The sequence below is a fragment of the Flavobacterium sp. RSB2_4_14 genome (genome assembly GCF_051547085.1).
Classification (GTDB): Bacteria; Bacteroidota; Bacteroidia; order Flavobacteriales; family Flavobacteriaceae; genus Flavobacterium.
Window position 1 is genome coordinate 644,419 of the sequence record NZ_JBPTTL010000001.1, and the last position, 26,643, is coordinate 671,061.

Consider the following 26,643-nt stretch of genomic DNA (forward strand, 5'->3'; position numbering starts at 1 on the left):
GGACTTTTATTTTTTCATTAATTCCATAAACTCTAACGCTCTAGAAATGGTTTTTACGTTGTCAAAAGTGAGTAACAAACGCAACCCATTTTTGGTCTCTTTCTCTTTCATTTTACAAATGTTCCCATGCTGTTGAACAAACTGCAAAATGTGACGGAATTGTCTTGAATTATAATAAGCGGATTGTTGGTCAGAAACAAAATAACCAATCAACTTCCCTTGCTTCATAATGATTTTTTCAATTCCCATTTGCACAGCAATCCATTTGATTCTGATACTATTCAAGAGCGCTTTAGCTTCTTTAGGCAATGGCCCAAAACGGTCTATCAACTTTGTTTCATAAGCTAATAAGGCTTCTTCGTCTTTAATAGTTCCTAATTCGTTGTATAAATTTAAACGCTCCGAAATGTTGTTGATGTATTCGTCGGGGAACAATAATTCAAAGTCGGTATCAATCTGTAAATCTTTTACATATTCTTTGTTTTCGTCGTCTTCTCCTTCATGATACAGCTCTTTGAATTCGTTTTCTTTCAACTCTTCGATGGCTTCATTCATGATTTTTTGATACGTTTCAAATCCAATTTCATTAATAAAACCGCTTTGTTCGCCACCTAATAAATCTCCTGCGCCACGAATTTCTAAATCCTTCATTGCAATGTTAAATCCGCCACCCAACTCGCTAAATTGTTCCAATGCTTGAATACGTTTTCGAGCATCTTCCGTCATCATGGAATAAGGAGGACAAATAAAATAACAGAACGCTTTCTTGTTACTTCTTCCCACTCTTCCTCTCATTTGATGCAAATCGGACAAGCCAAAATTATTGGCATTGTTTATGAAAATCGTATTCGCATTCGGAACATCCAAACCACTTTCAATGATGGTTGTTGCTACCAAAACATCAAAATCGCCATTCATAAAACCAAGCATCAACTCTTCTAGTTTGTTGCCTTCCATTTGACCGTGACCAATTCCAACTCTAGCATCGGGAACTAATCGTTGGATCATTCCAGCAATTTCTTTGATGTTTTCTATTCGGTTATTGATAAAGAAAACTTGTCCGTTACGCTGAATTTCATACGAAATCGCATCGCGAATCAATTCTTCATTAAATCCAACTACTTGCGATTCGATAGGATAACGATTAGGCGGTGCAGTTGTGATTACGGATAAATCTCGTGCTGCCATCAACGAGAATTGAAGCGTTCTCGGAATTGGTGTTGCTGTCAATGTTAGTGTATCCACATTAGCAGCAATGGTTTTTAATTTGTCTTTTACATTGACACCAAATTTTTGTTCTTCGTCTACAATCAGTAAACCTAAATCTTTAAACTGTACATTTTTGTTGACTAATTGGTGCGTTCCAATGATAATATCTAATTTCCCCGAAGCTAATTCTTCCAGAGTTTGTGCTTTTTCTTTGGCTGTTCTAAATCGGTTTAAGTAACCCACACGAACTGGCATTTCTTTTAATCGTTCGGTAAAAGTTCTATAATGTTGGTAGGCTAAAATGGTTGTTGGCACTAAAACCGCTACTTGTTTGCTATTATCCACAGCTTTAAAAGCGGCACGAATAGCCACTTCTGTTTTCCCAAAACCTACATCGCCACAAACCAATCTGTCCATCGGTCTGTCTTTTTCCATGTCGGTTTTTACATCTTGCGTTGCGGTAATTTGATCTGGTGTGTCTTCATAGATAAACGAACTTTCCAGTTCTTTTTGCAAATAACTATCAGGTGCAAAGGCAAATCCTTTTTCCAATCTTCGCTTGGCGTAAAGTTGGATTAAGTTGAAAGCAATGTGTTTTACTCGTGCTTTGGTTTTTTGTTTTAAAACTTTCCAAGCATTGGAACCGAGTTTGTAAATTTTCGGTGGTGTGCCGTCTTTGCCAGTGTATTTTGAAATTTTGTGAAGCGAATGAATACTCACATACACAATATCGTTATCGGCATACGCCAATTTTATTGCCTCTTGTGTTCTTCCTTCAACTTGAATTTTTTGCAAGCCACCATATTTTCCAATACCATGATCGATATGCGTTACATAATCGCCAACGGACAAGGAATTCAATTCTTTTAGCGTCAGTGTTTGCTTTTTGGAATAGCCATTTTTGATGTTGAATTTATGGTAACGTTCAAATATCTGATGGTCGGTGTAGCAGACAATCTGATTTTCTTCGTCAATGAAACCTTGATACAAGGAAGAAACAATCGTATGGTATTGCTTGCGAATATTTTCGTGATTGACCTCATCAATAGATTCAAAAATGTCGTGAAAACGATTCGCCTGACCTTCATTGGCACAATACAAATAATTGGTATAACCATTAAAATGATTGTCGCTCAAATTGTTCAGCAACAAATCAAATTGCTTGTTAAAGGAAGGTTGAGGTTGTATGTGAAACTCGAATGATTTAGTCGTTTTAAATAACGGTTTATTCGACAATTCAATGATAGAAAAATCCAACGCTTTGCGCAAAAATCCTTCTTGGTTCAAGAATAAATGTTCAGGTGCAGCGTGTTTTATATCCTTTGAAAGTTTGTCAAAAGTTTCAATGGCTTTGCCAAAAAGTTTATCCAATTGCGAAGTCAAAAACTCCGTATTCTCAATACATAAAACGGTTTTGTCGCTGATGTAATTGAGGAAACTTTCTCGGTTTTCTTTGATGAATTTGTTTTCTAAATTCGGAATAATCGTAATCTTATTTTGTTTTTCTACCGAAAGTTGTGTTCCCACATCAAACGTTCGAATACTGTCCACTTCATTGCCAAAAAATTCTATTCGATACGGATTGTCATTGGAAAATGAAAACACGTCCAAAATTCCACCACGAACTGAGAATTCGCCTGGTTCAGTGATGAAATCAACGCGTTTGAATTCGTATTCAAACAACACTTCATTGATAAAATCTATGGAAACATTTTCTCCAACAGCAATTTTCAAGGTGTTTTTGTCGAGTTCTTTTCGCGTGACTACTTTTTCAAAAAGCGCTTCAGGATACGTGACAATTACGGCTGGTTTTTTACGAGAGTTTATTCGGTTCAAAACTTCGGAACGCAACAAAACATTAGCGTTATCGGTTTCTTCTATTTGATAAGGTCTTCGATACGAACTTGGATAAAACAATACATCATTCTGTCCAATCATTTGTTCCAAATCGTTGAGAATATAAGCAGCTTCTTCCTTTTCGTTTAGAATTAACAGAAATGGTTTTTCACTTTTCTTAAAAATCGCTTGAAATACAAACGACAACGACGAACCCAAAAGTCCTTTTAACTGAATTTTTGTCAAAGGCGTGTCAAGTGCGTCTGCTATTTGTTTAACTTTTGTCGAGTTTAAATAGCTATTATATAAAGAGTTTTGGCTCAAAGCTTATTTGTAGGGTTTTAATTTTGGGTCGTGAGTCATGGGAATTGCTCTTGTGGTATCTAACATTCGCAGCATATCACTTTCGCCATCTTCCAGTTTAATATTGCTTTTACGGGTGATTTCTTCCAATTGAAACTGCATAGAAGCCACTTCGGTATTAGTTTCTTGAATTAGTTTCACAATCTTTTTATCTGGAATTTGATTTAGATTGATGTACAAATTAATGGAATTAATTTTAGTATTTATGGCAGCAATTCGGCTTTTGATTTCGGGTAAATTGTAGCTAATTGGAATGTTATTGTTCAAATCAGCGGCTTTTTTTGATAACGTTTTTGCCTTTTGTTGAAAAGCACCAATACTGCTTTTGGGTTTTTGACCCAATTCGTTTAGAAATACTCTCCATTCTGCCCAAGTGTTGGTTAGTGAACGCGAGATTTCATTACTAGGTTGAGCGTTGAAGTTCCAACCTTTGTTGATGGTATTGAATATCACTTCTTGTTTCTTAGCTTCCTTTTCTTGTTCCAAAGCACGAATTTTTGGGTCTTCTTGGCAGGAAGAAAGACACAACAAACAGAATAGCAAAGTAGAAAAAGTCAATTTCATCAATACAAATTTAAGAGACAAAGGTACAAAGGTAACAGAATAATTCTTTTAGTAGTGAAGAGTAAATTTGAATGCAAAAGCAACTAAATGCTAATTTTTGTATCTCAGTAGAAATAAACAATAAATTATGAAAACATTTTATTTAACTTTTATTCTTCTCATTACGCTAAACGGCTGTAGTAGTGATAATTCATCAGACCCTTTTGTTCCAGTAACTATTACGCCAGTTTTAATTAGCAAAAACGATCTCTCAGGAGATGAAAATATTCCACAACAAAACACTGTGGTTTCGAATCAAACAGATTGGAATAATTTAATAACTCAAATGAATTCTATAAATAACGTATCTAACAATTTTACAGAAATAAATATTGATTTTAGTATGTTTGAAGTCATAGTAGTTATGTCAGAAGTTAAACCAAACTCTAGTTATTTGATAAATATAGACACAGTTATCGAAAATGAAGATAACATTACTGTTAATTATACAGAAACTGGTGACCCTATTACAGGATATACTGAAATGAAACAACCCTACCACATCGTCAAAATTCCAAAATCACCAAAACCTGTTATTTTTCAATAATAAAAAAGCTGTCAGTAATGGCAGCTTTTTTATTTCATTCCCGATAATTCTGGATTTGAATGACAAATTAAAATGGGAAATAGTATCTTTGCTCCACAAAACAAACACACTAAATGAGTACAAAAATCCTAATAATTGGTGCTTGTGGACAAATAGGCACTGAGCTTACCAAAAAGCTTCGAAATATTTATGGCGTTGACAATGTTATCGCTTCCGACATTCGAAAATTAAATATTGACATCGTTAACGAAGGTATTTTTGAAGTAGTCAATGCTTTAGATTACAATCAAATTGAGCATTTGGTAGAGCAATACCAAATCACCGATATTTATTTGATGGCTGCTTTGCTATCAGCAACGGCGGAAAAAAACCCAGCGTTTGCATGGGATTTGAATATGAATTCCCTGTTTCACGTTTTGAATTTGGCGAAAGCCAAAAAAATTAAAAAGATATTTTGGCCTTCGAGTATTGCCGTTTTTGGGCCAACTACGCCAAGAGACAATACACCACAATATACCATCATGGAACCGACAACCGTTTATGGAATTAGTAAACAAACTGGTGAAAGATGGTGTGAATATTATCATCATATTTATGGTGTTGATGTGCGTAGCATTCGCTATCCGGGCTTAATTTCTTGGTCAACTGAACCTGGTGGAGGAACAACCGATTATGCTGTCGATATTTACCACAAAGCGTTGAAAGACGGGAAATATGAATGTTTCCTTTCCGAAGATACAGCGTTGCCCATGATGTATATGGATGATGCTATTCGTGCTACCATCGAAATCATGCAAGCCAATGAAGCTGATGTAAAAATACGTTCTTCCTATAATTTAGCTGGCGTAAGTTTCACTCCAAAAGAAATTGCTGCCGAAATTAAAAACCACATTCCTAATTTTAGCATTTCGTATAAACCTGATTTCCGTCAGAAGATTGCCGACAGTTGGCCAGCTTCTATTGATGATAGTTCGGCACAAAAAGATTGGAATTGGAAACACAAATTTGATTTGGCTTCCATGACGGTAGAAATGTTAGAAAACCTAAAAAAATAGTTTATTTCTTTAAAGTACCAATTAAAGCATCTTCTATAGGTGCTTTTATTTTTACTACATCATCCACATTTTCATTTGGAATGGTCATGGAGAGCACATATTGTTTTATTTTCCACTTTCCATCTATGAGAACCAATACTCCCGAACCGCGACAGATTTTCATTTGAGTGTTTAAGAGTTCATCAAACCAAGCCAATTTTTTTTCCTTGCTGAAATAAATGTGTCTTTCCAATACCGTAAAACTCCATGCTTTGCCTTTATCAAAATGAGGTTTTGCATAGGCTTGAAATTCCTTTTTATTCCAGTTTTCTGTAGCATCAGTGCCAATAAAAATGGCGTCCTCGGTTAGTGCATCAAAATAGTTGTTGAAATTAGCTTCGGCAGCGGCTTTGTGCCAAGAGTTTAAAGTTGCATTGATTTGTTCTTCGGCTTTGTCTTGTGCGCTGGTGATAGTGGTGATAAATGCTGTGAATAATACAAGAACTATTATTTTTTTCATAAAAAATAATTTTTTGAATTGGTTTATAATTGTGGTTAACTAAACATTAAAGTAAATATACAAATTGCTTCAATTAAGATGGCGTAGTTTTTGTATTTTTATAACAAAATAATAACTATATGAAAAACAAGCAATTGTTTGGGGCTTTACTCGTGGTGTTCTTAATTGGATTTTCTTTAATAAGTTGGCATTGTGCCAAAAAAGAGGACTCGAAAGACGAACGATTAGCGGGTTTAAAAAGTAGGTTTACCAACGAAGACATAACATTGCCATTTGACAGCACACAAGTCGAGGTATTTTATGCAAAATATCCCAAATTGGTTTTGTACAAAAAACAAACCGAAGCTTTTTATCGAAAAAACCAGTTTCAATTTATTTGGTTTGATAAAAAAGGGAGAAAGGAAACGGCAGATGTGATTTATAACAAAATAAACAACTTGTTTGAGGAAGGTGTACAGGCAAAAATTCCCTACAAAGGTGTTTTAGATGCATTGTTTCAAAAAGAATCGACAAAACCCAATATTGAGACAGAGTTGTTATTGACCAATTACTATTTCTACTACACCAATAAAGTGCTTCAAGGCATAGACGATTCCAAAACCGAGGAAATGGGTTGGTATTTACCTAGAAAAAAGCAGTCCTATGTAAACTATCTCGACTCGTTGTTGCTAGATCCAAAACTAATGGACAAAAAAGAACAATTGATTCCCCAATATTACAAGCTTAAAGCTATTTTACACAAGTACAGAGAGATTGAAAAAAGTGGTGGTTGGAAAGCAATTACGGTTCCTGAAGATTTTAAAGCATTGAATGCAGGCGATAGTTCGGCAACGGTTGCTCAAATAAGAACGCGGTTATTTTTGACAGGTGATATTGATAAAGATTCTAAAAGTGCAATTTATGATGAGTCGCTTCAACAAGCCGTTTTGAAGTATAAAAGGCGAAACGGTTTTACAGAGGACAAAGTTATTTTGCCAAAGCATATTACCGAAATGAATGTACCTATAAGCGACCGCATAAAAACCATTATCGTCAATATGGAACGATGTCGTTGGATTGCAACGGATATTACCAAATCTAAAGAGTTTATTGTAGTCAATATTCCGTCTTATCAATTGACTTATTTTAAAGAAGGGAAAGCCGCTTTGGTTTCTAATGTTGTGGTGGGAAATGCATTGAATAAAACCGTTATTTTTAGTGGGATGATGAGTTATATTGTTTTTAGTCCTTATTGGAATGTGCCCAAAAGTATTATTGAAAAAGAGATAAAACCTGGAATGGCTAGGAATAAAAACTACTTGGCGCAACACAACATGGAATGGAATAAAGGCTATGTGAGACAAAAACCGGGACCAAAAAACTCCCTAGGGTTGGTTAAGTTTCTTTTCCCAAATAACAATAGTATTTATTTACACGACACGCCATCCAAAGGGTTGTTCAATGAAGAAAAAAGAGCTTTTAGCCATGGATGTATTCGTGTGGCAAAGCCAAAAGAATTGGCTAATTTAATATTAAAAGATGATCCCAATTGGTCTCCCGAAAAAATAGAAGAAGCCATGAATGCGGGCAAAGAAAAGTGGTGTACATTAAAACAAAAAATCCCTGTTTATATTGGCTATTTTACCGCTTGGGTAGATGATGATGGGACAATCAATTTTTATAAGGATGTTTATGAAAGAGATAATAATTTAGCCTCTATTTTGGTAGAAGAATAGTTTTGAGTGCTAAAAGGTATTTTAGTTTGAAAAATAAAAAAGTATCAATTCCATAGCATGAAATTCTTTTTTAGTACCTTTATACCTATAATTTAGTATTTATTAACTAACAATAATCATCATGAAACTAGTAAAACTTTTCCTTTTAGCAATTGTAATTTCAGCACTATCAACCACCGCATCAGCCCAACGATATGGGATTAGGGCAGGAGCGAATATTGCCTCACTAACCGGTGGAAACGACAATAGCATTAGCCCTAGAACCAGTTTTTACTTTGGTGTTTTCAAAGAAATGGGTATTGTAAAAGATTTATTTTACATACAACCAGAGCTACAATATTCTAGTCAAGGATTTTCATCAGACTTCACAGGTACTGATGAGGATTATTCTATTGATTACCTAACAATACCAGTGCTTGCTAAAGTATATGTTGCCAAAATATTTAGTTTTGAAGCCGGACCACAATTTGGTTTTAAAGTAGCTGACAATTTTGAAGGCGCAGCATCAGACTCTATCGAATCATTTGATGCCGCAGGTGTAGTGGGATTAAATATTAATCTTCCTTTACGAATTTCTATAAACGCTCGTTATGTGTTTGGTTTTTCAGAAGTGATTACCGATAGCGATTTGAAAACTTCTGTGGTTCAAGCCGGACTTTCTTATCGTTTCTAAACAGTTTTACAATCAACATATTTAATGTCCCTATTTTAGGGACATTTTTTTTACTTTTTGGTGATTGCTTTTTGAATGTCTTTCAAGTCAATTGCTTTTAGGTTGCTAACGATGTCGTTATAGGCCATATAAATAATTTCTCCCGTTTGTGAATTAGTAATGGTTACCAATTTATCATCTGTGGTTTTAATAAGCAATAAGTAGTAAAAAGGAGTTTCGGCACTTACTATTTTTTCGTTCAATTCAGCTGTAGGTAGTACTTTATAGGAAAATTGTATTCCATCAAACAGTTCTTTCTCTTTCTGTATATTGGTTTCATCATCATTGTTTTTATTGTATTTTACCAACACATAATCGGGAACGAAAAGCGTTTGTGACGACATTTTTTTAAGCTCTTCTTTGTTGGCAATAACTGTTTTAAATGATTGCTCTTCGGCTTTGAGGAGCAAACGGTTTAGTTCTTGCACATAATTATACACAATTCCTGTTCCCCAGTTTTTAAGATGACCCGTAGCATCATAGTCCATTTTGTAAAGACTGCTTGGGTTGTTTTGGGTTATGAAATCGGGGAAGAGTTCCAGTGTGGCAATAGAAACTTTATCGGCTTGATTAAAATGTTTTCTCTTCTTTGGGTCGTAGGTAAATTTGTCGTTGGTTGTCCAAAGTTCCCAATAAATATGTGTTTCTGTTGGAGCCGTAGGACTATTTGAATTCATCATGTTGGCAGTAACAGTCACAAAACTATTGTTGGGCGCTATGTTTTTCTCCACATCGGTATATTTTATGCAATCTACTTTGGAGAAATTCCAGGCTTTTTTTATTAGTGCTACAAAAGCCAAAGCCTTTGGCGAATTTGGGTCTTTCATCGCAAAAAAAGTAGTGCCTTGTTTTATTTTAGAAATCTCCGCCACGTTGGTAATGGCGATTTGGCTAAAGCAAACCGCAGGAATTAGGGCAAAAATCAGTATATAAAAATAGCTATTTTTTAGTTTCATGTCTCGAGAGTTGTTTGTTGTACTATCGTTTGTTTATCAAACTTAGGAAAAAAAACGAAAAGAGTTGTTATTGAAAGTGTTTTTCATACACTCCTCATACACTATCCATGCTTTATCTATGGAGTATCCATGGAGTATCTATGGTTGAGGTTTTGTTGCTACTATCTTCCCTTTATCTTCCTAGTATCCTCTAAGTTGCTATGGAGTAACTTTGGTAGGATTTGGAACGCTGATTAAACGGATGCCCGCAACGCTGATTGCTACGGATTTTATGATTTTGTTTCAAAAATAAAAAACTGGAAAGTATGATTTTGAAATTTCATACTAACCAGCTTTTAGTAGGTTATTTTTATAACCTCTCATTAATCAATGTATTTGATTACATCATCATAATCAAGACTGGTATAATCGCAGAACTCTTTTACTGTTACTGCTTGACCTCGTGTCTTTTTATGAAAGACTTTAATATCATTGATAATGTTTCTTGACTGGCTAATTGATTTGCCAGTAATGCGTGCTACATCCTTTGGATAAATGCACATACGCTTAGTTATAGTTGATTTTAACATAAATAGGAATTTTATAATTAAACAATTAATAATAACTCGTTATGCACGAATTGTGCATCTGAACTCTGGGTTAACCGTAACGAATAGCATTTATTTTTTTCATTTTTATTTCCTTTTTAGTTATCGATAGAGCAAAGCTATGTACACTGTTTTTAAAAGACTGTGACATGAGATATACGATATATATCATTCTCTGCTCGAAAGTAGTTTATGGGGAAATCAAAAAATAGGACAGTACATTTTAGCCCTTATATAAACTCTTTTAATAAGTTTATATTATTGTATATCAAATGGTTATATTGATTAGTAATAATTTTTTACGAAAAGCGTAATTTTTATCAAAAGCACCAAATAGTTTTTAAAGCACCAATTTTGAATTACTGCTAGGTAATAGCCCAGCTATTTTTGGGGTATTGTTTCACCCAATTAATACATATACAATGGGAAAATTAAATGGGATCTTAAAGATCCAAGGCACGTTAGATAATCTAACGTTTTACAAAAGTGCCGATGGGCACTTAGTGCGCACCAAAGGTGGTGTTAGCAAACAACGTGTAATGAACGACCCAGCGTTTGTTCGAACACGAGAAAACGGAGTCGAATTTGGTCACAGTGCCAGTTCGGGAAAAATGTTTCGCCAAGCTATTGGCGGTATGGTTTTTAAAGCGAAAGACAGGAAACTGACGAGTAGGCTTGTGAAGGTTATGTCTCAGTTGAAAAACTTAGACAGTGTGAGTATCAGAGGCAAACGCAATGTTGCTGAAGGATTAGGAAACACAGAAGGGAAGTTGTTGTTGAAAGGGTTTAATTTTAACGACAATGCTCCGATGCAAAGTGTACTTTTTGCTACTATTTTGGTAGACACAGCTAGTGGAAAAGTAAGCATTCCTGATTTTTTTCCTATGGAACAATTGCGTTCTCCTGAAGGTGCTACTCATTTTAGTATGCAAAGTGCTTTTTTGAATCTTGATTTTGCCACTGGTATTTCGGATATTACTTTTAGTGATGTTGCCAATTTTCCTTTAGATAATTCTACACTTTCCATTTCTTTAAATCCTACTAGTGTTCCTGTTGGAAGTGGTACACAAGTGTATTTACTATTGGTTGAGTTTTTTCAAGAGGTAAATGGAGTACAGTATGTTTTGAACAATGGTTCCTATAATGTACTGAATGTATTGGATGTAGCGTAGCACTGTATTGCTCAAAAAAACCCCGCTATTTTAAAATAGCGGGGTTTTTGTTTTTTGGAATTAGCGGATTATTGCTTATTTGGGCGGGTTAAACTGTCTGCTTAGTTTTGTTCAGGTTGGATAAGGATTTGGTGGAGATGTTGGGTTTTATCTATTAAATTCATGTTGATTATTTAAATCAAAAATAGCAGCAAATTATTTATTAAAGGAATTTTATTTTAAATTCATGCTCTTTAATAAAAACCGTTAATGTTTCATCATTTTTATGTTTTGCAATTAGCAATTTATTATCATTAGTGAAGAAAGATTTACCATTTAAAAGTTTAAAGTTAGATTCAACTAATATTTTGGCATCTTGATTTATTAATTCTCTTTCATAAATTTCAAATTTTGAGACTGATGAATTACTAAAGAACTTAACAAATTTATTTCTAAATTCTTCTTTTGTTTTATTTCTAAATTCGATGATTTTAGTTTCACTAAAAGTAGAATACGACTTTAAAACATAAAGAAAATTTATATCATATTGATGAACAAAAAGTGTGTCACGGTCAAATAATCTATCTTCAAAATGAAATGATTTTACAGGAACTTCTTTTTTATGTTTTAAATAGTCATTTTCAAAATCTTTAACATCTTTAATGTAACCATAAATAAAGAAATTTGGAGTAATGTTATAACCCTCAGTTATTTCATCACGGTATCTAATGTTTTCTTTGTAGAAATCATTTTTATTTAATAAATCAATATTGAATTGAATTACATTTTTAGCATATGTAAACTGTTTGTACTTTGATAATTTACCTGCTTCACTTCCTGATTTATAATATTTAGAGTCTCCAATATAGAATATGTCAGATGTATCAATTAATGATTTATAATCGAAAATATGGTCAATTATTTTGCCATCATCATTGTATTTTAATTCATCTAACGACATACTATCTACCTCTTTCTTTTCGTCTAATTTATCAGAAAATAATTTATCGACCATGTCTTCAAAAACTATGTTATAGTTTCTAACTGATATGAACTCTTCTTTTTTCTTTTTATTACTACTTGTATCTGTTTTTGAAAAATAGAGTTCGCATAAAACATACATTCTCTTTAACGTATCGGAGAAATAACGATATTTTATTTTCTTTAATTTTGATAAACCATTCTTTTGTAGCTTTTCAAACTTTTCACCTTTAATAAGGTTGAAACTTGGGTCAATTTTAAGATGAAGTTTATGTTCTGTATTAAAATGATTTAATATCGAAAAAAAGTAGGTTAGTAATTCTTCTTCTGTGTTTACAACTTTCTTTTTATTATTTATTTCAATATAAATGGGTGTATTATTTGCCGATAGTATAGGTAAAGACTTTCTAATGGTTTTATCCCATTTAGGTTTCTTTACTTGATTTGATTTGTATTCAATATGTTTGTAAAGAATAGTGTTTTTGTTTTTTTTATAAAAGTTTACAAAGCTTAAAAACAAGTCTAAATATGAATATTCTAAATCTCCAATATTAGTGTTCAATTCAAAAGACACCGAAGATTCAATAATTAAAGTGTTTTTGATTCTTCTTTTATATTCTGTAAGACTATTATAGAAATAAATCAATAATTGACGAATCCATCTGTATTCTTCATTGTGTTTAAAAGACTCTAGGTTTTCAAAATCAAATAAATCATCTTTAGAAACACCAAATACAGTTTCTAGATTATCTTTCATAAAGACTTTAGGTAACATATATACCAATTCTTTTTTTTCAAAAGAATGATAGTATCCTACCGAAATTATTTTGCCAACACTTCCATTTTGATTGTAAAATTTTGGGTCATCAAAAACAGAAGTTAAGTTGTCAATTGAATAATCTTCGCCTTCAATTAGAATTTTCATTTAGACAACAGTTGGTTCAATATTGATTGCTTTTAAAATCTTTATTACTTCTTCAATTCCTTTCGTCTCAATAGGGAAAAAATCTTCATAAGTAGTTCCTTTTTCAAATATTGAATCAGAACTATCTTCATCTTTAAAAACGTCATTCCATAAATAAAAAACTGCTTTATTTATAAATTCTTTAAGTTGAATTTCTTTAGTTTCTGATTTTATAAAATAATTACCAATGCACTTATCCATCCCAAGATTAGGATTTGTTTTGATTTTTGCATTTACATTTTTTATAAAATCATTCCATTTAAAAGAAGTCTTATCATCAATATTTACATTATACCCAAAAGATTCATCCTCAGAATTATCATAACTAATTGGAATATACTCCCAATCCCATCTTCTTTTAAAAGCACTATCCATTGGGAAAAGTGATTGATCAGAAGTATTCATTGTGGCAAGGATAGAAAGATTTGGAGGAAGTTTTAAACCATTGTTTATTCCATCTTTATTAGTAAGTACTTTATTCAAATGTTCTTTTAATTCATTTGATGGTGATACCGTATAGTCACTATTTCTATCTAATAATTGAAAAATATCTCCAAAGATTTCAGCACAGTTTCCTCTGTTGATTTCTTCTATAGCTAAGTAATATTGATTATCTAAATCATTCCATGCTCTTTGATAAATATTGGTAAAGGCTTGTGGAACAAATTTATAATGAACTTCATGTTGCATATATTTGTCGCCATCATCATATGTGTGTTCAACATCTATTGATACCGGCTTATAACCCCCAACAAAAGAAGCATGGTCAAATTCTGGATGGAATGTTATTCTTTCGTAGAATTGAGGATTTAATATTTTTAAAACCTCATTAACTTTATAAGATTTTCCTGTGCCAGGTGCACCGTAGTAGATGGTGTTCTTATTTTCAAATTTTTGCAAATAATTTATTGTATTATATTTTTTATTAAGAAAGTCGCTTGGCAAAATATTTATTAAGGGTATATTATAATTATAAAAAACACTAAATAAATTATAAATGTTATTATTGCTAAAGGCTAACATTTTAAGAAGTTCAATTGCCTTATCCTTTTCAGGTATCCATTGAAGAGAATCATTTCTGTTACCATTGTATGGTGTTAAATCTATAGTAATGGGGTTCATTTGTATATTTCTAGTTGATAAACTTTCTTTTAAAGACAAAGGAAAGCAAACAATAACACCATATTTATTATGACCTGTTTCATCTGGAAAAAACTCTATTGGATCTGTAAGAGCAATTCCTAATCCATAAACACCTCTAGTTTTTAAGGCCTCACTTAAGTTTTCAAATTGACCTATCCTATTACAAAAGAGAACGTCTCCTTTTCTTAAATAACCTCTTGAATGATCATTTAAAGGAAAATATAAAACACTATGTTTCCATATTTTTTCATTTTCCCCTTCAATTAAAAGAATTTCTGAAAAACTATCCTTTGAAGAGATTGTGAAGAAATTAATTTCATCCATATTCTTATTCACTCCAATTAGTGTTTTTCTAAATAATAATAAATCATTTAATTCTAATGAAGAGTAAAATAAATTTTCATTGTTATTAAAGTTCAATAAAATATTAGCTTCTTCATCTGTTTTATCAACAAGATTTTTAAAGAGTTTGCTTTCATCATCTAACAGTGTAAAATAATCATTGTCTATTATTTGATAATTTTGATTGCTGTTATGTTCTTTAAAAAACCTATAATCTATAATTTTTTCATTTATTTTCATTAGAGTACTTTTGTTATTTGATTAGCTATTCTTTCAATCAATGTTGTTGTTACAGAGTTTCCAGCTTGCATGTACAATTTGCTGTTTGCAACATTCGGTAAAATATAAGAATCCATTGGATATCCTTGAAAAGCGAAACATTCTCTTGGAGTTAATTTTCTAATTCCATAATCGTCTAAAACTAAAGGGACATTATGGCCTCCAGCACCCATGTTAGCAGTTAGAGTTGGGCAAACATTGCTTTTATTTTCTCTAACATAAACTCTTCTCCATTGATATATTGTATCTTTTGAAGTCATAGTCTTTACTAATTCTGGATAATATTGGTGGTCTTTTTTATAATAAAGATTGTCAGCTTGTTTTCCTTTTTCAAGAATATCATGAATGGTTTTTGTTAATGGAATTTCTTTTGGAAAACTAAAATCTTTATAATTTGGCACTTTGATTGGGTCGAAACCAATTATAAAAATTCTTTCTCTATTTTGAGGCACATTTGCATGAGTAGCCGAATTTAGAATTTTAGTATATACTTTATAGCCAAGTTTTTGTTCTAAAATTTCTAATATTACTTTAAATGTATTACCATTATCATGAGACACAAGATTTTTCACATTTTCGAGAAATACTACTTTAGGTCTTTTTGTTTCAATAATTTTTTCTAAATCAAAAAATAAGGTTCCTCTCGTGTCATGGAATCCTTTTCTATAACCTGCGATTGAAAATGCTTGACAAGGAAATCCTGCGCACAAAACATCAAAATTATCTGGTATGTAATTTTTTGTGTAATCTTTTGTAATATCACCAAATGGGACTTCTCCAAAATTTGCTTTATAAGTTATTTTTGCGTCTGCATTCCATTCACTCGTGTAAACACATTTACCACCAACATTCTGCAATGCAATTCTAAACCCACCAATTCCTGCGAATAAATCAATAAATTTGAAAGTGTAATTTTCGGGAGTTGGAAAAGGTACATTTTCTACTTCAAACAGCAATTGTTGTAAAGCTAAATCTTGAACTAAATCAACATTTTCTTCTTCGTTTTTGTACTCAACAATTTGTTTTAAATATTCATTAGCTTCTTCTTCAAAGTGTTCTTTAACTCCATTATGATAATTATGTAAATAGTGAGTTAAAACAGCTTTTCTATTGTCCTCTTCTGCTTCAACAAAACGAATTTTGAATTTCTTTCCGTCAAATTCATCAATAGATATTTTCTCTTTCATTTTCATCTCTTAAAACTTTTATCATTAAAAAAAGTTGTGAAATCAGTATCGAGGGCAACAATGATTTTTTCTAGTATTTTTACGGTAACATTTCTTTTTCCCGTTTCGACACCTGTCATGTAGGTTCTGTCGACTTCTGCAATATTTGCTAATGCTTCTTGAGAAATGTTTTTTACTTTTCGTAAATCACGTATTCTATCACCAATTTTGTTGTTGATATTCATGTGTATCTTTATTATTGAGGGTTGAACAAAACTATTTTAATGTTGACTTTTATACAACGGCTTATGAGTCACCTATTGTTATAATTTGAATAAAAAAAAGCATAAGATTCCTCTCTCGTTTCAAAAACGAGACGGAATGACAAAGTTGAGGTGAATACTACGGTTAAGGGAAATACTAAAAATTAGCCATAAAAAAACCCTCAGCTGAGGGTTTAGAAGTTATTTGCCAAAAGGACTATCATAATGCAGCACTTTTTTAAAATAGTCTTTAATGAAAGCGTGTTGTTCCTCATAACTCATTTTATTGGCTGGTTTGGTTTCGATTTTAATTTTGTCATACTTGTGTTCTTCTCTTATCAAGTTATACAACTCGGTTTTGGCATTGGTAGGACCAAAAAGAACCACTTCGTCATAGTCTTTTACAGCCGTTATCAACGATTTGTAAAACGCCTTAATTGCTTGAGCTTCTTTATTGTGAAGTAGGCTTTCGCTGTGTTGCAATCCATCCTGATTATCCAAATGGTTCGCATTAGAATCAATGGTTTTTACTTTATACTCTTCAGTAGTATATTCCATCAAACGGGCAACAGAATGATCCATCCAAATCCCTAATCTTTTAGTCGCTTTCATATATTTAAAATTTATTTGTTAGAGGTAATATATGGTATCGCCTTTTTATTTATTGGAGTTTGTTTACACAAACATTTTGTAAGTGGCGATTTCATAATATTATAGTTGTTTAAAATTCTATATTAAAGTTACGAAAAACAATTCGCAATTCCGATTTTTATGGCATAAAAAAACCAAACAAACTGTTTTAAACCACATAGAAACATAGATTTTAAAAAGACGTTTCACTTGAAGATAGTAACTCATAGCTATGCGAACCAAAAATTGGTCTATTCAACTCTTTTTTACTATGTTTCTATGTGGTTGAAATTTAAAACCTACTTCCCTTAGAGTATAAATTATTTTCGTCTTTTTAAAACAATAAAAAAAGCCCAACACTACTGTTGGGCTTAAACATTTATACGTTATCAAATTACCAAATTTTCACGCGTTTTTCAGGTGCTAGATAAAGTGAGTCGGTAGGACTAATTTTAAACGCTTCATAAAACTCAGGAATATTGCGAACTACTCCGTTTATTCTGAATTTAGCGGGTGAGTGTGGATCGCCAGCAATTTGACTTCTAAGTGCTTCTTCTCTTTGTTTGTCACACCATCCTTGAGCCCAACCCATAAAAACCCGTTGCATGCCAGTGAAGCCATCAATAACAGGCGCATCTTTGCCTTTCAAACTGGCTTTATACGCTTTGATAGCAATACTCAATCCGCCCAAGTCGCCAATGTTTTCACCCAAAGTAAACGCACCGTTCAGGTTCAAATCAGGGAATGCTTTAAATTCATTGTATTGTGCTACCAAGGCATTGGTTTTGGCTTTGAAAGCAGTCAAATCGGCTGGTGTCCACCAGTTTTTCATTACGCCATCACCATCAAAAGTACTTCCTTGGTCGTCAAAACCATGTCCTATTTCATGACCGATAACGGCGCCAATAGCGCCATAATTTACGGCATCATCTGCATTCAAATCAAAAAATGGCGGTTGTAGAATTGCCGCAGGGAAAACAATTTCGTTAAACGATGGATTGTAATACGCATTGATAGTTTGAGGGTTCATTCCCCATTCGGTGCGGTCAACTGGTTTGCCTAGTTTGGCTAGGTTGCGGTTGTATTCATATTCTGCTGCTCTTTGGGTATTACCGTAGTAATCATTCTTGGCTACTTTTAATGTGGAGTAATCTTTCCAAGTATCGGGATAGCCAATTTTAATCATGAATTTATCTACTTTTTTCAACGCTTCTTTTTTAGTAGCTTCACTCATCCAGTCTAGTTTTTTAATGCTTTCGGCATAAGCAGCCAAGAGATTTTTTACCATGCCCGTCATGCGTTCTTTGGCTTCGGGAGAGAAATGTTTTTTGACATATACTTTACCCACTACTTCGCCCAATCCGCCGTTAACACTTTCCACAGCACGTTTCCAATCTTCCTGTTGCTTCTCAGCACCAAAAAGTGTTTTGCCATAAAAGTCAAAGTTTTGATTGTCTAAAGCAGTGGTTAATTTTGAAGCGGAATTATTCAATACACCCCATTTCAAATACGTTTTCCAAATATCGATAGGGGTATTTTTAATAATATCATTCATTTTTTTGGTGTATTCTACTTGCGTTACCACAATATTTTTTTCTTTTGCTACACCTGCCGATGTCAACATTGCTGTCCAATTAAAATCGGGCATCAACGTTTTTAAATCTTTCACCGCATAGGGATTGTATAATTTTACCATGTCGCGCGTGTCTTCTTTTTTCATGTGTTGGGTGGCCAACGTGGTTTCCAATGCCATGATTTTGGTAGCACTTTCGGAAGCATTTGGCATTCCGGCTAATTGGAACATTTTCTCAATATGAGCCACATATTTTTTACGAATGTCAGCCATCTTAGCATCGGTAGCCAAGTAGTATTCTTTTTCGGGTAATCCTAAACCGCTTTGCCAAGTGATTAAAGTATATTTTGTTGGGTCTTTAAAATCAGTATAAACCGATACATTAAACGGAATTTTTACACCATTTCGGTTGGCTTTACCAAAATAAGCCGCTAGGTCATCATAAGTAGCAATGGCGTCAATAGCTTTTAATTCGGGTTGGATAGGAGTAATACCTTTGGCATCTCGACCTTTTCTATCCATAAAAGAAGCGTAGTAATCGCCTATTTTTTGTTCATCAGAACCTTCGGCATTGCTGCCTTTTGCCGCTGCTTCTATAATGGCTTTTACATCTTTTTGGGATTGATCATACAATATATCAAAAGCACCATAAGAGGATTTATCAGCAGGAATTTTAGCTGTTTTGAGCCAAGTTCCGTTTACATAATTGGCAAAATTATCGCCAGGTTTTACCAGCGTATCCATGTTTTTTATATTGATACCCGAAGTGAGCTCTTTTTGACTGCAAGCGGTGAGCAAAACCGAAGCGGTTAACAATGCTATTTTAACGTTTTTCATTTTGTTGTTTTTTAATGAATAGAACGCTAAAGTAGTGAAATTTGATTTTGGTTGCTACTATTAATAAAAAGCAGCACTTTTTACAGCAACATTTTTTACAAATTGTAATTCAAGTTGATGTAAATGTTTCTTCCTTGTCGTGGAAAATTATTCCAATCAGAATAGGTAGAATAATACGCATCTAAGAGATTTTCAATGCCCAGTTTGGTATATAAATTAGTGTTGTTGATTAGAAATTTATAACCAAAACTCAAGTTGATTATAGCATAATCAGGCGTTTTGTCTTCGCCATACGGAATACTATAATTGGTTTGAACGCCATTGCCTTGAATGGAAAACTCACTCGAAAATTTATTCTTCATATAAGTTAGGGATGAAAAATAACTCAACGGACTCATAAAAGGTAAATTGACATCGGTAAAATCTTTTCCGCGACTGTATGCGAGTTGTGAATTCCAATTTATTTGTTTGGAAAACTTGTATTCAAAACTCAAACTGGTGTTGAAAATAGTAGCATAATCAAGTGATGTATATACTTTTACGCCATTGGCACCAATGGTCATGGGTACCAGATTTGGGTCAGGGATTCCCACAATGTAGTTGTTAATATGAAAATAGGAAGCGTTTATTTTAGCATTCCAGCGCTTTTTGTTCAGCCCTACAAATCCATTTCCTTCCAATGATTTCTCATTTTTTACATTTGGATTGCCAATGTTATCAAATCCGTCAAAACTATTGAAGAGGTAAAAACCATACCCTTCGGAAACGGATGGTGCTCTTTCGCCATAACCCATTCCTATACCGTACTCGAAACTATTTTTGTTATAATTATAATTAGCCGCAAAAGATTTGAGAAAACGGTTTTGTTGGGCTTCCATTTCAGGATAAAAAATGCGCAAACTTTCCAAGCCAATTTCACTCGCTACTTTATTGGAATGAAATCCTATGGATGCTGAAATCTTTACACTCGAATGACAATTTACTGCATAATTATCTTCTATAAATAGTCCGTTATATAATGTTCTCACATCGGGCCAAGTGTACATAAACATTGGGCTTTCATTTGGATCAGCTGGATACATGGTCATTTCGGCAACCGATTTATTATAAAACGAGTTGAGGTTTACCAACAGCTGATGGTTTTTCCAATTCGCTTTCACTTTGGAATAATACCCAAAGGTTTGACTCGAACCCGGCATGTCCATGTGAATAGGAACGTTTGGGCGTTTTGTATCATCCATTTTGTGGGTAATGGTATTGAAATAGACTTTGGTTTCCCAGTCTTTAATTGCGGAGTTTAAGGGTACGTATTCAAATTTAAAAGAAGTAATTATGGCTTCGGCCAAAGCAACATCCATGGGCAAAGCAGGATAACCAACATCGGTTGCTTTATCATAAATGATGGAAGTTTCCAGTAGTTTGTTGGGGCGTATTTTATAGCCCGAAGTTCCCGAAAAATTCATTTTACGGAATTGCGAGAATGCTATTTCTTTATTGTTTCCCGCTACATAATTTTCGGCATCGCGAAACATGAAATCGGTATCCACATAAAACAGACTATCCACATAGTTTACAGCTGCGCCAATGATTTTTTGCTCATTATTACTTTCGTAACCAGTATTCAAATTGAAACCCCAGTTTTTATCTCCAAATTGATTTTGATTTCGTTTCAAATCGATAGAACCGCCAATGGTTGTTCCAAAACAAGCACCTTCTTGCCCCGAACTTATCGTAGCTTCTGATAAATTTGAGATTTCTACATACGAGGTGATTGGATCCATTTTGTCGGTACAAGCGCCAAAAATCCGCATGCCATCAATAGTTATCAGCGTTCTTTCTGTTGGCATGCTATTGATTATGGGTTCCCACGCATAAGCACCTCGTTTTATCATGTCTACTTTTGCAGATTTTTGCAGGTATTCGTCAATGGTGGCAAGCGATTTGGGTTGTTTATCCGAAAGTTGTGCTTTTTTGCCAATCACAATTATTTCTTTTAATTCTTTTGGTTTCAGCGTGTCTTTCGGAGTTTCTTGAGAAAAAACGAAGGAATAGGAAACGAGTAGAAAAAATAAGCTGTATTTCTTCATGATGATTTGTTTTAAAAAGGTCGAAATCACAAAAGACATTCGACCTTTTTATAAATAATAGTAATTGAATTAGAATTCGAAATCAAAATAAAGGCTGCTTTCAGTGACATCACCAGCAATTTCTTCGCCTTTCAAAACTGTTCCGTCTGGCTTAACTAATTGAAGATTGATTTTCCAATAACCTGTCATGGTCAACGACATTTTACCATTATATAATTCTCCTGATTCAGATTGTGTAGCATTCACATTGTTAGGCGAACCATGATTTCCCATGCTTGGCATTCTTGGATCGATTTTTAACGTATAGCCATCAACCACTGGGAAAGTCATCATGTCTTGCATTTTGAATATTCCAACTACCATATCGTTTATTGTTACTGCTGGATGATGCGGTTCGGCATAAGCAACAATGTATTTTACCCCATCGGAACCCGTAAAACTGTTTACTCTTCTTGCTATCGAAGCGGTCACATCAATTGGTGTGGTTGCTGTGTAAGAAACGCCATTTATAGTATAATCTATTTTTAAGTCCCAATATTCTGTGGCGTTTTGAGGCATTTGAAAAACAATGTAACCTTCGTACAATGTTCCATCAGTCGATACTTTTTCAACTTCTGATTTTGGACAAGAGTGAGTCATCGTTGTCATGTGCATTAATGGCAACCAACTTACGGAAGCATTTTTTACATATTCCTCTGTTGCATTGTCTTTTATTCTTATTTTAATTTCGTTAAATCCTTGTTCAACACTCATGTGAGAATACAATTCAATGGTATGGGTATCGTTTGTAAATTCTTTGAATTTGGTTAATTCTGCTAATTCATCAACAGGCGTTGTGCTATCGTCTTTTGAGCATGATGTTAAAGCCAAAGCCATAATTACTACAGCAACAATATTTTTTAATTGAGTTTTCATTTTTATTACTTAAAGTTTATAGAATAGTAGGCTTGAAGAGATTTCTCTTCAAACAATTTTGGACATAAAAATCCATTCGATACAATTATTTTGAATCGAGATATACTAAAATTTAAGAAATAATGGTGGGTGGATGAAATGCAGCGCAACTATTCAAGTGAAAGTAAAGATTAGAATAGTTGTCCCCAATAGAAGTTGTATTATGAAAATAAATTTGTCTAAAGGATATTTCGGTTACTCCAATGCAGTATAGTATTTCGATTTCTTGTTTAGGAGCATTTTTTTTATCGGAACTTAAAGGTTTTTCTCCCGAAGCATCGGGATCTGAAGCTTTTGCCAATTCTTTCATCAAATGACATTTTCCGTTGCATTTTAATTCGGGTTTGGCTTTATTCTCGCAAAGCACTTTTGAGATATACTCGTAGTTAATCACATATTCTATAACCGGAAGTATTGGTTTTAGAAACATTGCAAGCGCAATTATGATTACTAACTTTTTCACAAGGCAAAAATAAAACAAGAAAAGGGTAGTTTTATATGACTATAGTCATATTATTAGTATTTTTATAAAAACTAATTTTGTAACCAGTAGTTGTAATTGCTTGTAAACACAGTAATTTTCAACTTAAAAGAATGAAAGTCCATTATGCAAATAGATTTAGATTTACTCTTTAGCTGGGGTGCGATTGCTAAAGAATATAAAAAAAATGAAGTGATATTTGATGAAGATGAAAAAGCTAATTTTTATTACCAAATCATCGAAGGAAGTGTGAAAATGTCCAATTCAAATGACGAAGGAAAGGAGTTTACTCAGGGATATTTTTCAAATGGACAGAGTTTTGGCGAACCGCCATTATTTATTGACGAAAATTATCCATCCACAGCAATTTGTTTTCATGACAGTAAAATTGTAAAACTTTCAAAAGACAAATTTTTAAAAATAATAGCCGAATATCCCACTGTTCAGAAGGACTTTTTAAATTTATTAGCATTAAGACTTCATTCCAAAGCCATTACTGCTAAAGCCATTATCAATCAGAAACCAGATTTTAGAATTTTAGCTTTTTTAAATGCCCATAAAAAAGGTAAAACAAATGAAAAAGTCTTGGTTCCTTTTACACGACAAGAGATTGCTAATTTCACGGGTTTACGAGTAGAAACAGTGATTAGAGAGTTAACCAAAATGAGTAGCAATGGTAAAGTGGACATAATTAATCATAAAATATATTACTAATGAACTTTAACATCAAGTTTTGGTTAAAATTTTCTTTACTGAATTTATTGGTGGTTGCACTTATAGGACTTTTGATGCGGTACAAAATAGGTTTTGAATTTCCTTTTTTAGATCAAAAACATTTGCAGCATTCTCATTCTCATTTTGCATTTGCAGGTTGGATTAGCCATACTTTGATGGTTTTGATGATTGGTTTTTTAGAAAAGAAAGGCATTAGGCAAAAGACATTAGGCAAAAGTTTTGAAGTGTATAATAAAATCCTAGTTGCCAATTTGATTTGCGCCTATGGAATGTTACTATTCTTTATTATTCAAGGTTACGGATTTTTTTCGATACTGTTTTCAACATTGTCCATCGTGGTGTCATGTATTTTTGGCTACTTTTATTTTAAAGATTTACAAAATGTTGCCCAAGAGGAATTGGCTAAAAATTGGTTCAAAGCAGCTATCTTTTTTAATATCTTTTCAGCTCTTGGGACTTTTGCCCTGGCTTATATGATGGTGACAAAGAATATTCATCAGGATGAGTATTTAGCGTCTATTTATTATTATTTGCATTTTCAGTATAACGGTTGGTTTTTCTTTGCTTGTATGGGATTGTTATTTTCTTTTTTGAATTTAAAAGCGATAGAAAACCCATTTTATGCTACTGTTTTTAAACTGTTTTTTATTTCTTGTATTCCAGCTTATTTTTTATCAACACTGTGGTGGCATTTACCGCTATGGGTTTATGTCTTGTCGGTTGTAGCCGCAGTTATTCAAGTCTTTGCTTGGTTTAGATTTTTGTGGCTTGTGATTAAAAACAGGAAAGACCATTTGGAAAATTTTCCTTTTTCTTTGCGCTATATTTTACTCTTTGTTGGGTTTGCTGCAAGTGTTAAATTTTTATTGCAATTGGGATCAACCATTCCAGCGTTGAGTCAACTGGCTTTTGGTTTCCGACCTATAGTTATTGCTTATCTTCACCTGGTATTATTAGCCATTATCACCTTGTTTTTGTTGTTTTATATGTATGCCAATCATTTTATTCATTATACCAAACAAATAAAATTTGGAGTAGTTACTTTTTCTATTGCAGTTTTGTTAAACGAAATTGTTTTGGCGGTTCAAGGAATAGCATCGTTTAGCTACACGGTAATTCCTTATGTGAACGAAATGCTTTTTGCGGTGGCGATACTGTTAGTTTTTGGTATTGGTTTTACTGCTTTTTATTCGGTAAAAAAATCTAAAAATTCTCCTCTTTTATGATTGCACTCATAAAATAACCATTTCATAATTAATTACTTTGTGTTTATAAACCAAGTATTTATTATTATGAAACATTCAATTAAAACATTCTTGTTGGCAAGTCTACTGGTAGCTTTTGGCTGCAAACAAAGTGAAGAGACAACAACAGAAACTACTACCGAAGGAACCGAAACAAAAGCCGCTGGTCAAGAAGGTGTGGTGGATGAAACTTCAAATCCTAACATTGTTCAAGTAGCCTCTGGAAGTAAAGATCACACCACGCTTGTGGCTGCCGTGAAAGCTGCTGGTCTTGTTACCTCTTTAAGTAATGCTGGACCTTTTACGGTATTTGCTCCAACTAATGTCGCTTTTGACAAACTTCCTGCAGGAACGGTAGAAGGATTATTAAAACCTGAGAATAAGGGAGATTTAGAAAACATTCTTGGCTATCATACCTATGTTGGAACTTTGAAAACAGAATATATGCAAGACGGACAAGAATTTGATATGGTTTTTGGCGGTAAAGTAAAAATCACTAAAAAAGGCGATAAAACTTTTGTAAACGGGTCAGAAATTGTAGCATCCATACCAACATCAAATGGAATTATCCATGTAATTGGGGATGTTTTACTTCCAAAATAAAATCAATTATTAATTCACAATATTGTTTTTCTTTTACTTAAAGTTGAAAAGCGTGAACTCCCAAAGAGTTCACGCTTTTTTTAATATTTTAGGTAAGTCATTCCTTTTTTTATACCTGTAGTCAATTCTTCAAGTGTTGTGTTTTCTAACATTAAAGCTAAATCTTGCTTCACAAATTTAAACTTTTCATGAATAGGACATGGATGATTTTCAGAACAGTTACTTAATCCTAATCCACATCTTAAAAAAACAGCATCTCCATCAATAGCAACAACAATTTGGGAGAGTGTAATATTCGCCAAATCTTCTTTTAAAACCATAAATCCTCCACCTACACCTTTACTCGATTTAATAATATTGTTTTTAACTAAAACTTGTAAAATTTTTGCAGTAAAAGCAATTGGGGAGTCAATTTCTGTAGCGATTTCTTTAATTCCAACTTTTGTATCATTAGAACATTGAGTAGCAATGAAGATTGCTGCCCTGATTGCATATTCACAACTCTTCGAAAACATATTTTTTTATTTCAAAATTACAAAAGACAACTTATAAAAGATAATTTTATCTTTTATTTAACATTTATGATTTTTATCATGTTTTAAGCCAATAATGATTCTGAATTTTGCATAAGAATAATAAAAGATGTTTTTGTCTTTTATTATAAATATTAACTAAAAACTAAAATTTATGCTATCAAAATCACAAGCAAGGGCATTCTTTCTAGGCGGAACTTTAGTCACATTTTTAGTCTTTATTGGGCTAACGATTTACTCTTTTATGCCAAAAAATGACCAAACCAACTACGGCAAAATTGATGCTCAAGTTGTAAAAGGAAAAGAAATTTGGGAATCCAACAATTGCATGGGTTGTCACACTATTCTTGGAGAAGGTGCCTATTATGCACCTGAATTGACTAAAGTTATAGATCGCAGAGGAGATGCTTATGTAAAAGCTGTCTTAATGTCTAAAGAACCTTGGCAACCAAGAGGAAGAAAAATGGTTGCTTATGCAATGACAGAAACTGATGCTGAAGCAGTTATTGCTTACTTCAAGTGGATTGGAAAAATAGATTTGAATGGATTTGATAGAATCGTTTCACCATTAGCGAAAGACAAACAATAAAATTAA

23 protein-coding genes are annotated in these 26,643 nt (G+C 33.1%); 9 read left to right on the top strand and 14 right to left on the bottom strand.

The features are described from left to right. Positions 1–6: 6 nt before the first annotated feature. Positions 7–3,369, bottom strand: a complete 3,363-nt coding sequence (mfd, locus tag ACSVH2_RS02985; protein ID WP_438091674.1) for a transcription-repair coupling factor — start codon at positions 3,367–3,369, stop codon at positions 7–9. Positions 3,370–3,372: 3 nt separating this feature from the next. Further along, positions 3,373–3,972 (bottom strand): hypothetical protein, encoded by a 600-nt coding sequence (locus ACSVH2_RS02990; RefSeq protein WP_438091675.1) that lies wholly within the window; start codon positions 3,970–3,972, stop codon positions 3,373–3,375. A 127-nt stretch (positions 3,973–4,099) separates the two neighbouring features. Here ACSVH2_RS02990 and ACSVH2_RS02995 point away from each other — a divergent pair, with 127 nt between their 5' ends. Together ACSVH2_RS02995 and ACSVH2_RS03000 are read left to right on the top strand one after the other, a co-directional pair. Further along, entirely contained in the window at positions 4,100–4,558 is a 459-nt protein-coding gene (locus ACSVH2_RS02995) for a protease complex subunit PrcB family protein (RefSeq protein WP_438091676.1), read from the top strand. Between the two features lie 113 nt (positions 4,559–4,671). Beyond that, positions 4,672–5,613, top strand: a complete 942-nt coding sequence (locus ACSVH2_RS03000; protein ID WP_438091677.1) for an L-threonine 3-dehydrogenase — start codon at positions 4,672–4,674, stop codon at positions 5,611–5,613. Between the two features lies 1 nt (position 5,614). Here ACSVH2_RS03000 and ACSVH2_RS03005 read toward each other — a convergent pair whose 3' ends face one another. Next, positions 5,615–6,112, bottom strand: coding sequence for a nuclear transport factor 2 family protein (locus ACSVH2_RS03005; protein WP_438091678.1), 498 nt, complete (start codon positions 6,110–6,112; stop codon positions 5,615–5,617). 119 nt (positions 6,113–6,231) lie between these two features. Here ACSVH2_RS03005 and ACSVH2_RS03010 point away from each other — a divergent pair, with 119 nt between their 5' ends. Both ACSVH2_RS03010 and ACSVH2_RS03015 read left to right on the top strand, forming a co-directional pair. After that, a complete protein-coding gene (locus ACSVH2_RS03010) occupies positions 6,232–7,827 on the top strand; it encodes a L,D-transpeptidase family protein (protein ID WP_438091679.1) in 1,596 nt (531 codons plus the stop codon). Positions 7,828–7,948: 121 nt separating this feature from the next. Beyond that, the gene (locus tag ACSVH2_RS03015) at positions 7,949–8,500 is read left to right on the top strand and encodes a porin family protein (protein WP_438091680.1); all 552 of its coding nucleotides are present in this window, start codon (positions 7,949–7,951) and stop codon (positions 8,498–8,500) included. A 50-nt stretch (positions 8,501–8,550) separates the two neighbouring features. On the opposite strand, the gene ACSVH2_RS03020 is transcribed toward ACSVH2_RS03015, so the two are convergent. Then, positions 8,551–9,495, bottom strand: a complete 945-nt coding sequence (locus ACSVH2_RS03020; protein ID WP_438091681.1) for a hypothetical protein — start codon at positions 9,493–9,495, stop codon at positions 8,551–8,553. Positions 9,496–10,504: 1,009 nt separating this feature from the next. On the opposite strand from ACSVH2_RS03020, the gene ACSVH2_RS03025 reads away from it, so the two are divergent. Continuing rightward, the gene (locus tag ACSVH2_RS03025) at positions 10,505–11,254 is read left to right on the top strand and encodes a hypothetical protein (RefSeq protein ID WP_438091682.1); all 750 of its coding nucleotides are present in this window, start codon (positions 10,505–10,507) and stop codon (positions 11,252–11,254) included. Between the two features lie 202 nt (positions 11,255–11,456). On the opposite strand, the gene ACSVH2_RS03030 is transcribed toward ACSVH2_RS03025, so the two are convergent. The 9 genes from ACSVH2_RS03030 to ACSVH2_RS03070 all read right to left on the bottom strand — a co-directional run bounded on the left by ACSVH2_RS03030 (position 11,457) and on the right by ACSVH2_RS03070 (position 22,915). Continuing rightward, positions 11,457–13,139, bottom strand: coding sequence for a hypothetical protein (locus tag ACSVH2_RS03030; protein ID WP_438091683.1), 1,683 nt, complete (start codon positions 13,137–13,139; stop codon positions 11,457–11,459). Next, positions 13,140–14,903 carry an McrB family protein gene (locus ACSVH2_RS03035; RefSeq protein WP_438091684.1) on the bottom strand — a complete coding sequence of 588 codons (1,764 nt, stop codon included), beginning with the start codon at positions 14,901–14,903 and terminating at the stop codon, positions 13,140–13,142. After that, positions 14,903–16,129 (bottom strand): DNA cytosine methyltransferase, encoded by a 1,227-nt coding sequence (locus tag ACSVH2_RS03040; protein ID WP_438091685.1) that lies wholly within the window; start codon positions 16,127–16,129, stop codon positions 14,903–14,905. Before ACSVH2_RS03040 ends, ACSVH2_RS03035 begins: the two co-directional genes overlap by 1 nt. A gap of 2 nt (positions 16,130–16,131) precedes the next feature. Then, positions 16,132–16,353, bottom strand: a complete 222-nt coding sequence (locus ACSVH2_RS03045; RefSeq protein ID WP_438091686.1) for a helix-turn-helix domain-containing protein — start codon at positions 16,351–16,353, stop codon at positions 16,132–16,134. 219 nt (positions 16,354–16,572) lie between these two features. Next, the gene (locus tag ACSVH2_RS03050; protein WP_438091687.1) at positions 16,573–16,983 is read right to left on the bottom strand and encodes a hypothetical protein; all 411 of its coding nucleotides are present in this window, start codon (positions 16,981–16,983) and stop codon (positions 16,573–16,575) included. A gap of 412 nt (positions 16,984–17,395) precedes the next feature. Further along, positions 17,396–19,411 carry a M13 family metallopeptidase gene (locus ACSVH2_RS03055; RefSeq protein ID WP_438091688.1) on the bottom strand — a complete coding sequence of 672 codons (2,016 nt, stop codon included), beginning with the start codon at positions 19,409–19,411 and terminating at the stop codon, positions 17,396–17,398. 95 nt (positions 19,412–19,506) lie between these two features. Beyond that, complete coding sequence (locus tag ACSVH2_RS03060; RefSeq protein ID WP_438091689.1) at positions 19,507–21,498, bottom strand: TonB-dependent receptor; 1,992 nt, start codon at positions 21,496–21,498, stop codon at positions 19,507–19,509. Between the two features lie 69 nt (positions 21,499–21,567). Further along, positions 21,568–22,413: a hypothetical protein gene (locus ACSVH2_RS03065; protein ID WP_438091690.1), complete on the bottom strand. Its 846-nt coding sequence runs from the start codon at positions 22,411–22,413 to the stop codon at positions 21,568–21,570. Positions 22,414–22,525: 112 nt separating this feature from the next. After that, positions 22,526–22,915 (bottom strand): hypothetical protein, encoded by a 390-nt coding sequence (locus ACSVH2_RS03070; RefSeq protein WP_438091691.1) that lies wholly within the window; start codon positions 22,913–22,915, stop codon positions 22,526–22,528. A gap of 144 nt (positions 22,916–23,059) precedes the next feature. On the opposite strand from ACSVH2_RS03070, the gene ACSVH2_RS03075 reads away from it, so the two are divergent. The 3 genes from ACSVH2_RS03075 to ACSVH2_RS03085 all read left to right on the top strand — a co-directional run bounded on the left by ACSVH2_RS03075 (position 23,060) and on the right by ACSVH2_RS03085 (position 25,515). Then, positions 23,060–23,647 carry a Crp/Fnr family transcriptional regulator gene (locus ACSVH2_RS03075; protein WP_438091692.1) on the top strand — a complete coding sequence of 196 codons (588 nt, stop codon included), beginning with the start codon at positions 23,060–23,062 and terminating at the stop codon, positions 23,645–23,647. Beyond that, on the top strand, positions 23,647–24,894 hold the full coding sequence (locus tag ACSVH2_RS03080) for a hypothetical protein (protein WP_438091693.1): 1,248 nt from the start codon (positions 23,647–23,649) through the stop codon (positions 24,892–24,894). Before ACSVH2_RS03075 ends, ACSVH2_RS03080 begins: the two co-directional genes overlap by 1 nt. A gap of 66 nt (positions 24,895–24,960) precedes the next feature. Then, positions 24,961–25,515 (top strand): fasciclin domain-containing protein, encoded by a 555-nt coding sequence (locus ACSVH2_RS03085; RefSeq protein WP_438091694.1) that lies wholly within the window; start codon positions 24,961–24,963, stop codon positions 25,513–25,515. Positions 25,516–25,595: 80 nt separating this feature from the next. Here ACSVH2_RS03085 and ACSVH2_RS03090 read toward each other — a convergent pair whose 3' ends face one another. Next, positions 25,596–26,030: an RrF2 family transcriptional regulator gene (locus tag ACSVH2_RS03090; RefSeq protein WP_438091695.1), complete on the bottom strand. Its 435-nt coding sequence runs from the start codon at positions 26,028–26,030 to the stop codon at positions 25,596–25,598. 172 nt (positions 26,031–26,202) lie between these two features. Here ACSVH2_RS03090 and ACSVH2_RS03095 point away from each other — a divergent pair, with 172 nt between their 5' ends. After that, positions 26,203–26,637 (top strand): c-type cytochrome, encoded by a 435-nt coding sequence (locus ACSVH2_RS03095; RefSeq protein WP_438091696.1) that lies wholly within the window; start codon positions 26,203–26,205, stop codon positions 26,635–26,637. The last annotated feature ends 6 nt before the right edge of the window (positions 26,638–26,643 follow it).

Coding starts and splice junctions, on each gene's coding strand:
- ACSVH2_RS03045 (WP_438091686.1), bottom strand. CDS start 16,353: ATGAATATCAACAACAAAATTGGTGATAGAATACGTGATTTACGAAAA.
- ACSVH2_RS03060 (WP_438091689.1), bottom strand. CDS start 21,498: ATGAAGAAATACAGCTTATTTTTTCTACTCGTTTCCTATTCCTTCGTT.
- ACSVH2_RS03020 (WP_438091681.1), bottom strand. CDS start 9,495: ATGAAACTAAAAAATAGCTATTTTTATATACTGATTTTTGCCCTAATT.
- ACSVH2_RS03065 (WP_438091690.1), bottom strand. CDS start 22,413: ATGAAAACTCAATTAAAAAATATTGTTGCTGTAGTAATTATGGCTTTG.
- ACSVH2_RS03015 (WP_438091680.1), top strand. CDS start 7,949: ATGAAACTAGTAAAACTTTTCCTTTTAGCAATTGTAATTTCAGCACTA.
- ACSVH2_RS03080 (WP_438091693.1), top strand. CDS start 23,647: ATGAACTTTAACATCAAGTTTTGGTTAAAATTTTCTTTACTGAATTTA.
- ACSVH2_RS03025 (WP_438091682.1), top strand. CDS start 10,505: ATGGGAAAATTAAATGGGATCTTAAAGATCCAAGGCACGTTAGATAAT.
- ACSVH2_RS03040 (WP_438091685.1), bottom strand. CDS start 16,129: ATGAAAGAGAAAATATCTATTGATGAATTTGACGGAAAGAAATTCAAA.
- ACSVH2_RS03010 (WP_438091679.1), top strand. CDS start 6,232: ATGAAAAACAAGCAATTGTTTGGGGCTTTACTCGTGGTGTTCTTAATT.
- ACSVH2_RS03055 (WP_438091688.1), bottom strand. CDS start 19,411: ATGAAAAACGTTAAAATAGCATTGTTAACCGCTTCGGTTTTGCTCACC.
- ACSVH2_RS03075 (WP_438091692.1), top strand. CDS start 23,060: ATGCAAATAGATTTAGATTTACTCTTTAGCTGGGGTGCGATTGCTAAA.
- ACSVH2_RS03000 (WP_438091677.1), top strand. CDS start 4,672: ATGAGTACAAAAATCCTAATAATTGGTGCTTGTGGACAAATAGGCACT.
- ACSVH2_RS03090 (WP_438091695.1), bottom strand. CDS start 26,030: ATGTTTTCGAAGAGTTGTGAATATGCAATCAGGGCAGCAATCTTCATT.
- ACSVH2_RS03030 (WP_438091683.1), bottom strand. CDS start 13,139: ATGAAAATTCTAATTGAAGGCGAAGATTATTCAATTGACAACTTAACT.
- ACSVH2_RS03005 (WP_438091678.1), bottom strand. CDS start 6,112: ATGAAAAAAATAATAGTTCTTGTATTATTCACAGCATTTATCACCACT.
- ACSVH2_RS03085 (WP_438091694.1), top strand. CDS start 24,961: ATGAAACATTCAATTAAAACATTCTTGTTGGCAAGTCTACTGGTAGCT.
- ACSVH2_RS03035 (WP_438091684.1), bottom strand. CDS start 14,903: ATGAAAATAAATGAAAAAATTATAGATTATAGGTTTTTTAAAGAACAT.
- ACSVH2_RS03095 (WP_438091696.1), top strand. CDS start 26,203: ATGCTATCAAAATCACAAGCAAGGGCATTCTTTCTAGGCGGAACTTTA.
- ACSVH2_RS03050 (WP_438091687.1), bottom strand. CDS start 16,983: ATGAAAGCGACTAAAAGATTAGGGATTTGGATGGATCATTCTGTTGCC.
- ACSVH2_RS02995 (WP_438091676.1), top strand. CDS start 4,100: ATGAAAACATTTTATTTAACTTTTATTCTTCTCATTACGCTAAACGGC.
- ACSVH2_RS02990 (WP_438091675.1), bottom strand. CDS start 3,972: ATGAAATTGACTTTTTCTACTTTGCTATTCTGTTTGTTGTGTCTTTCT.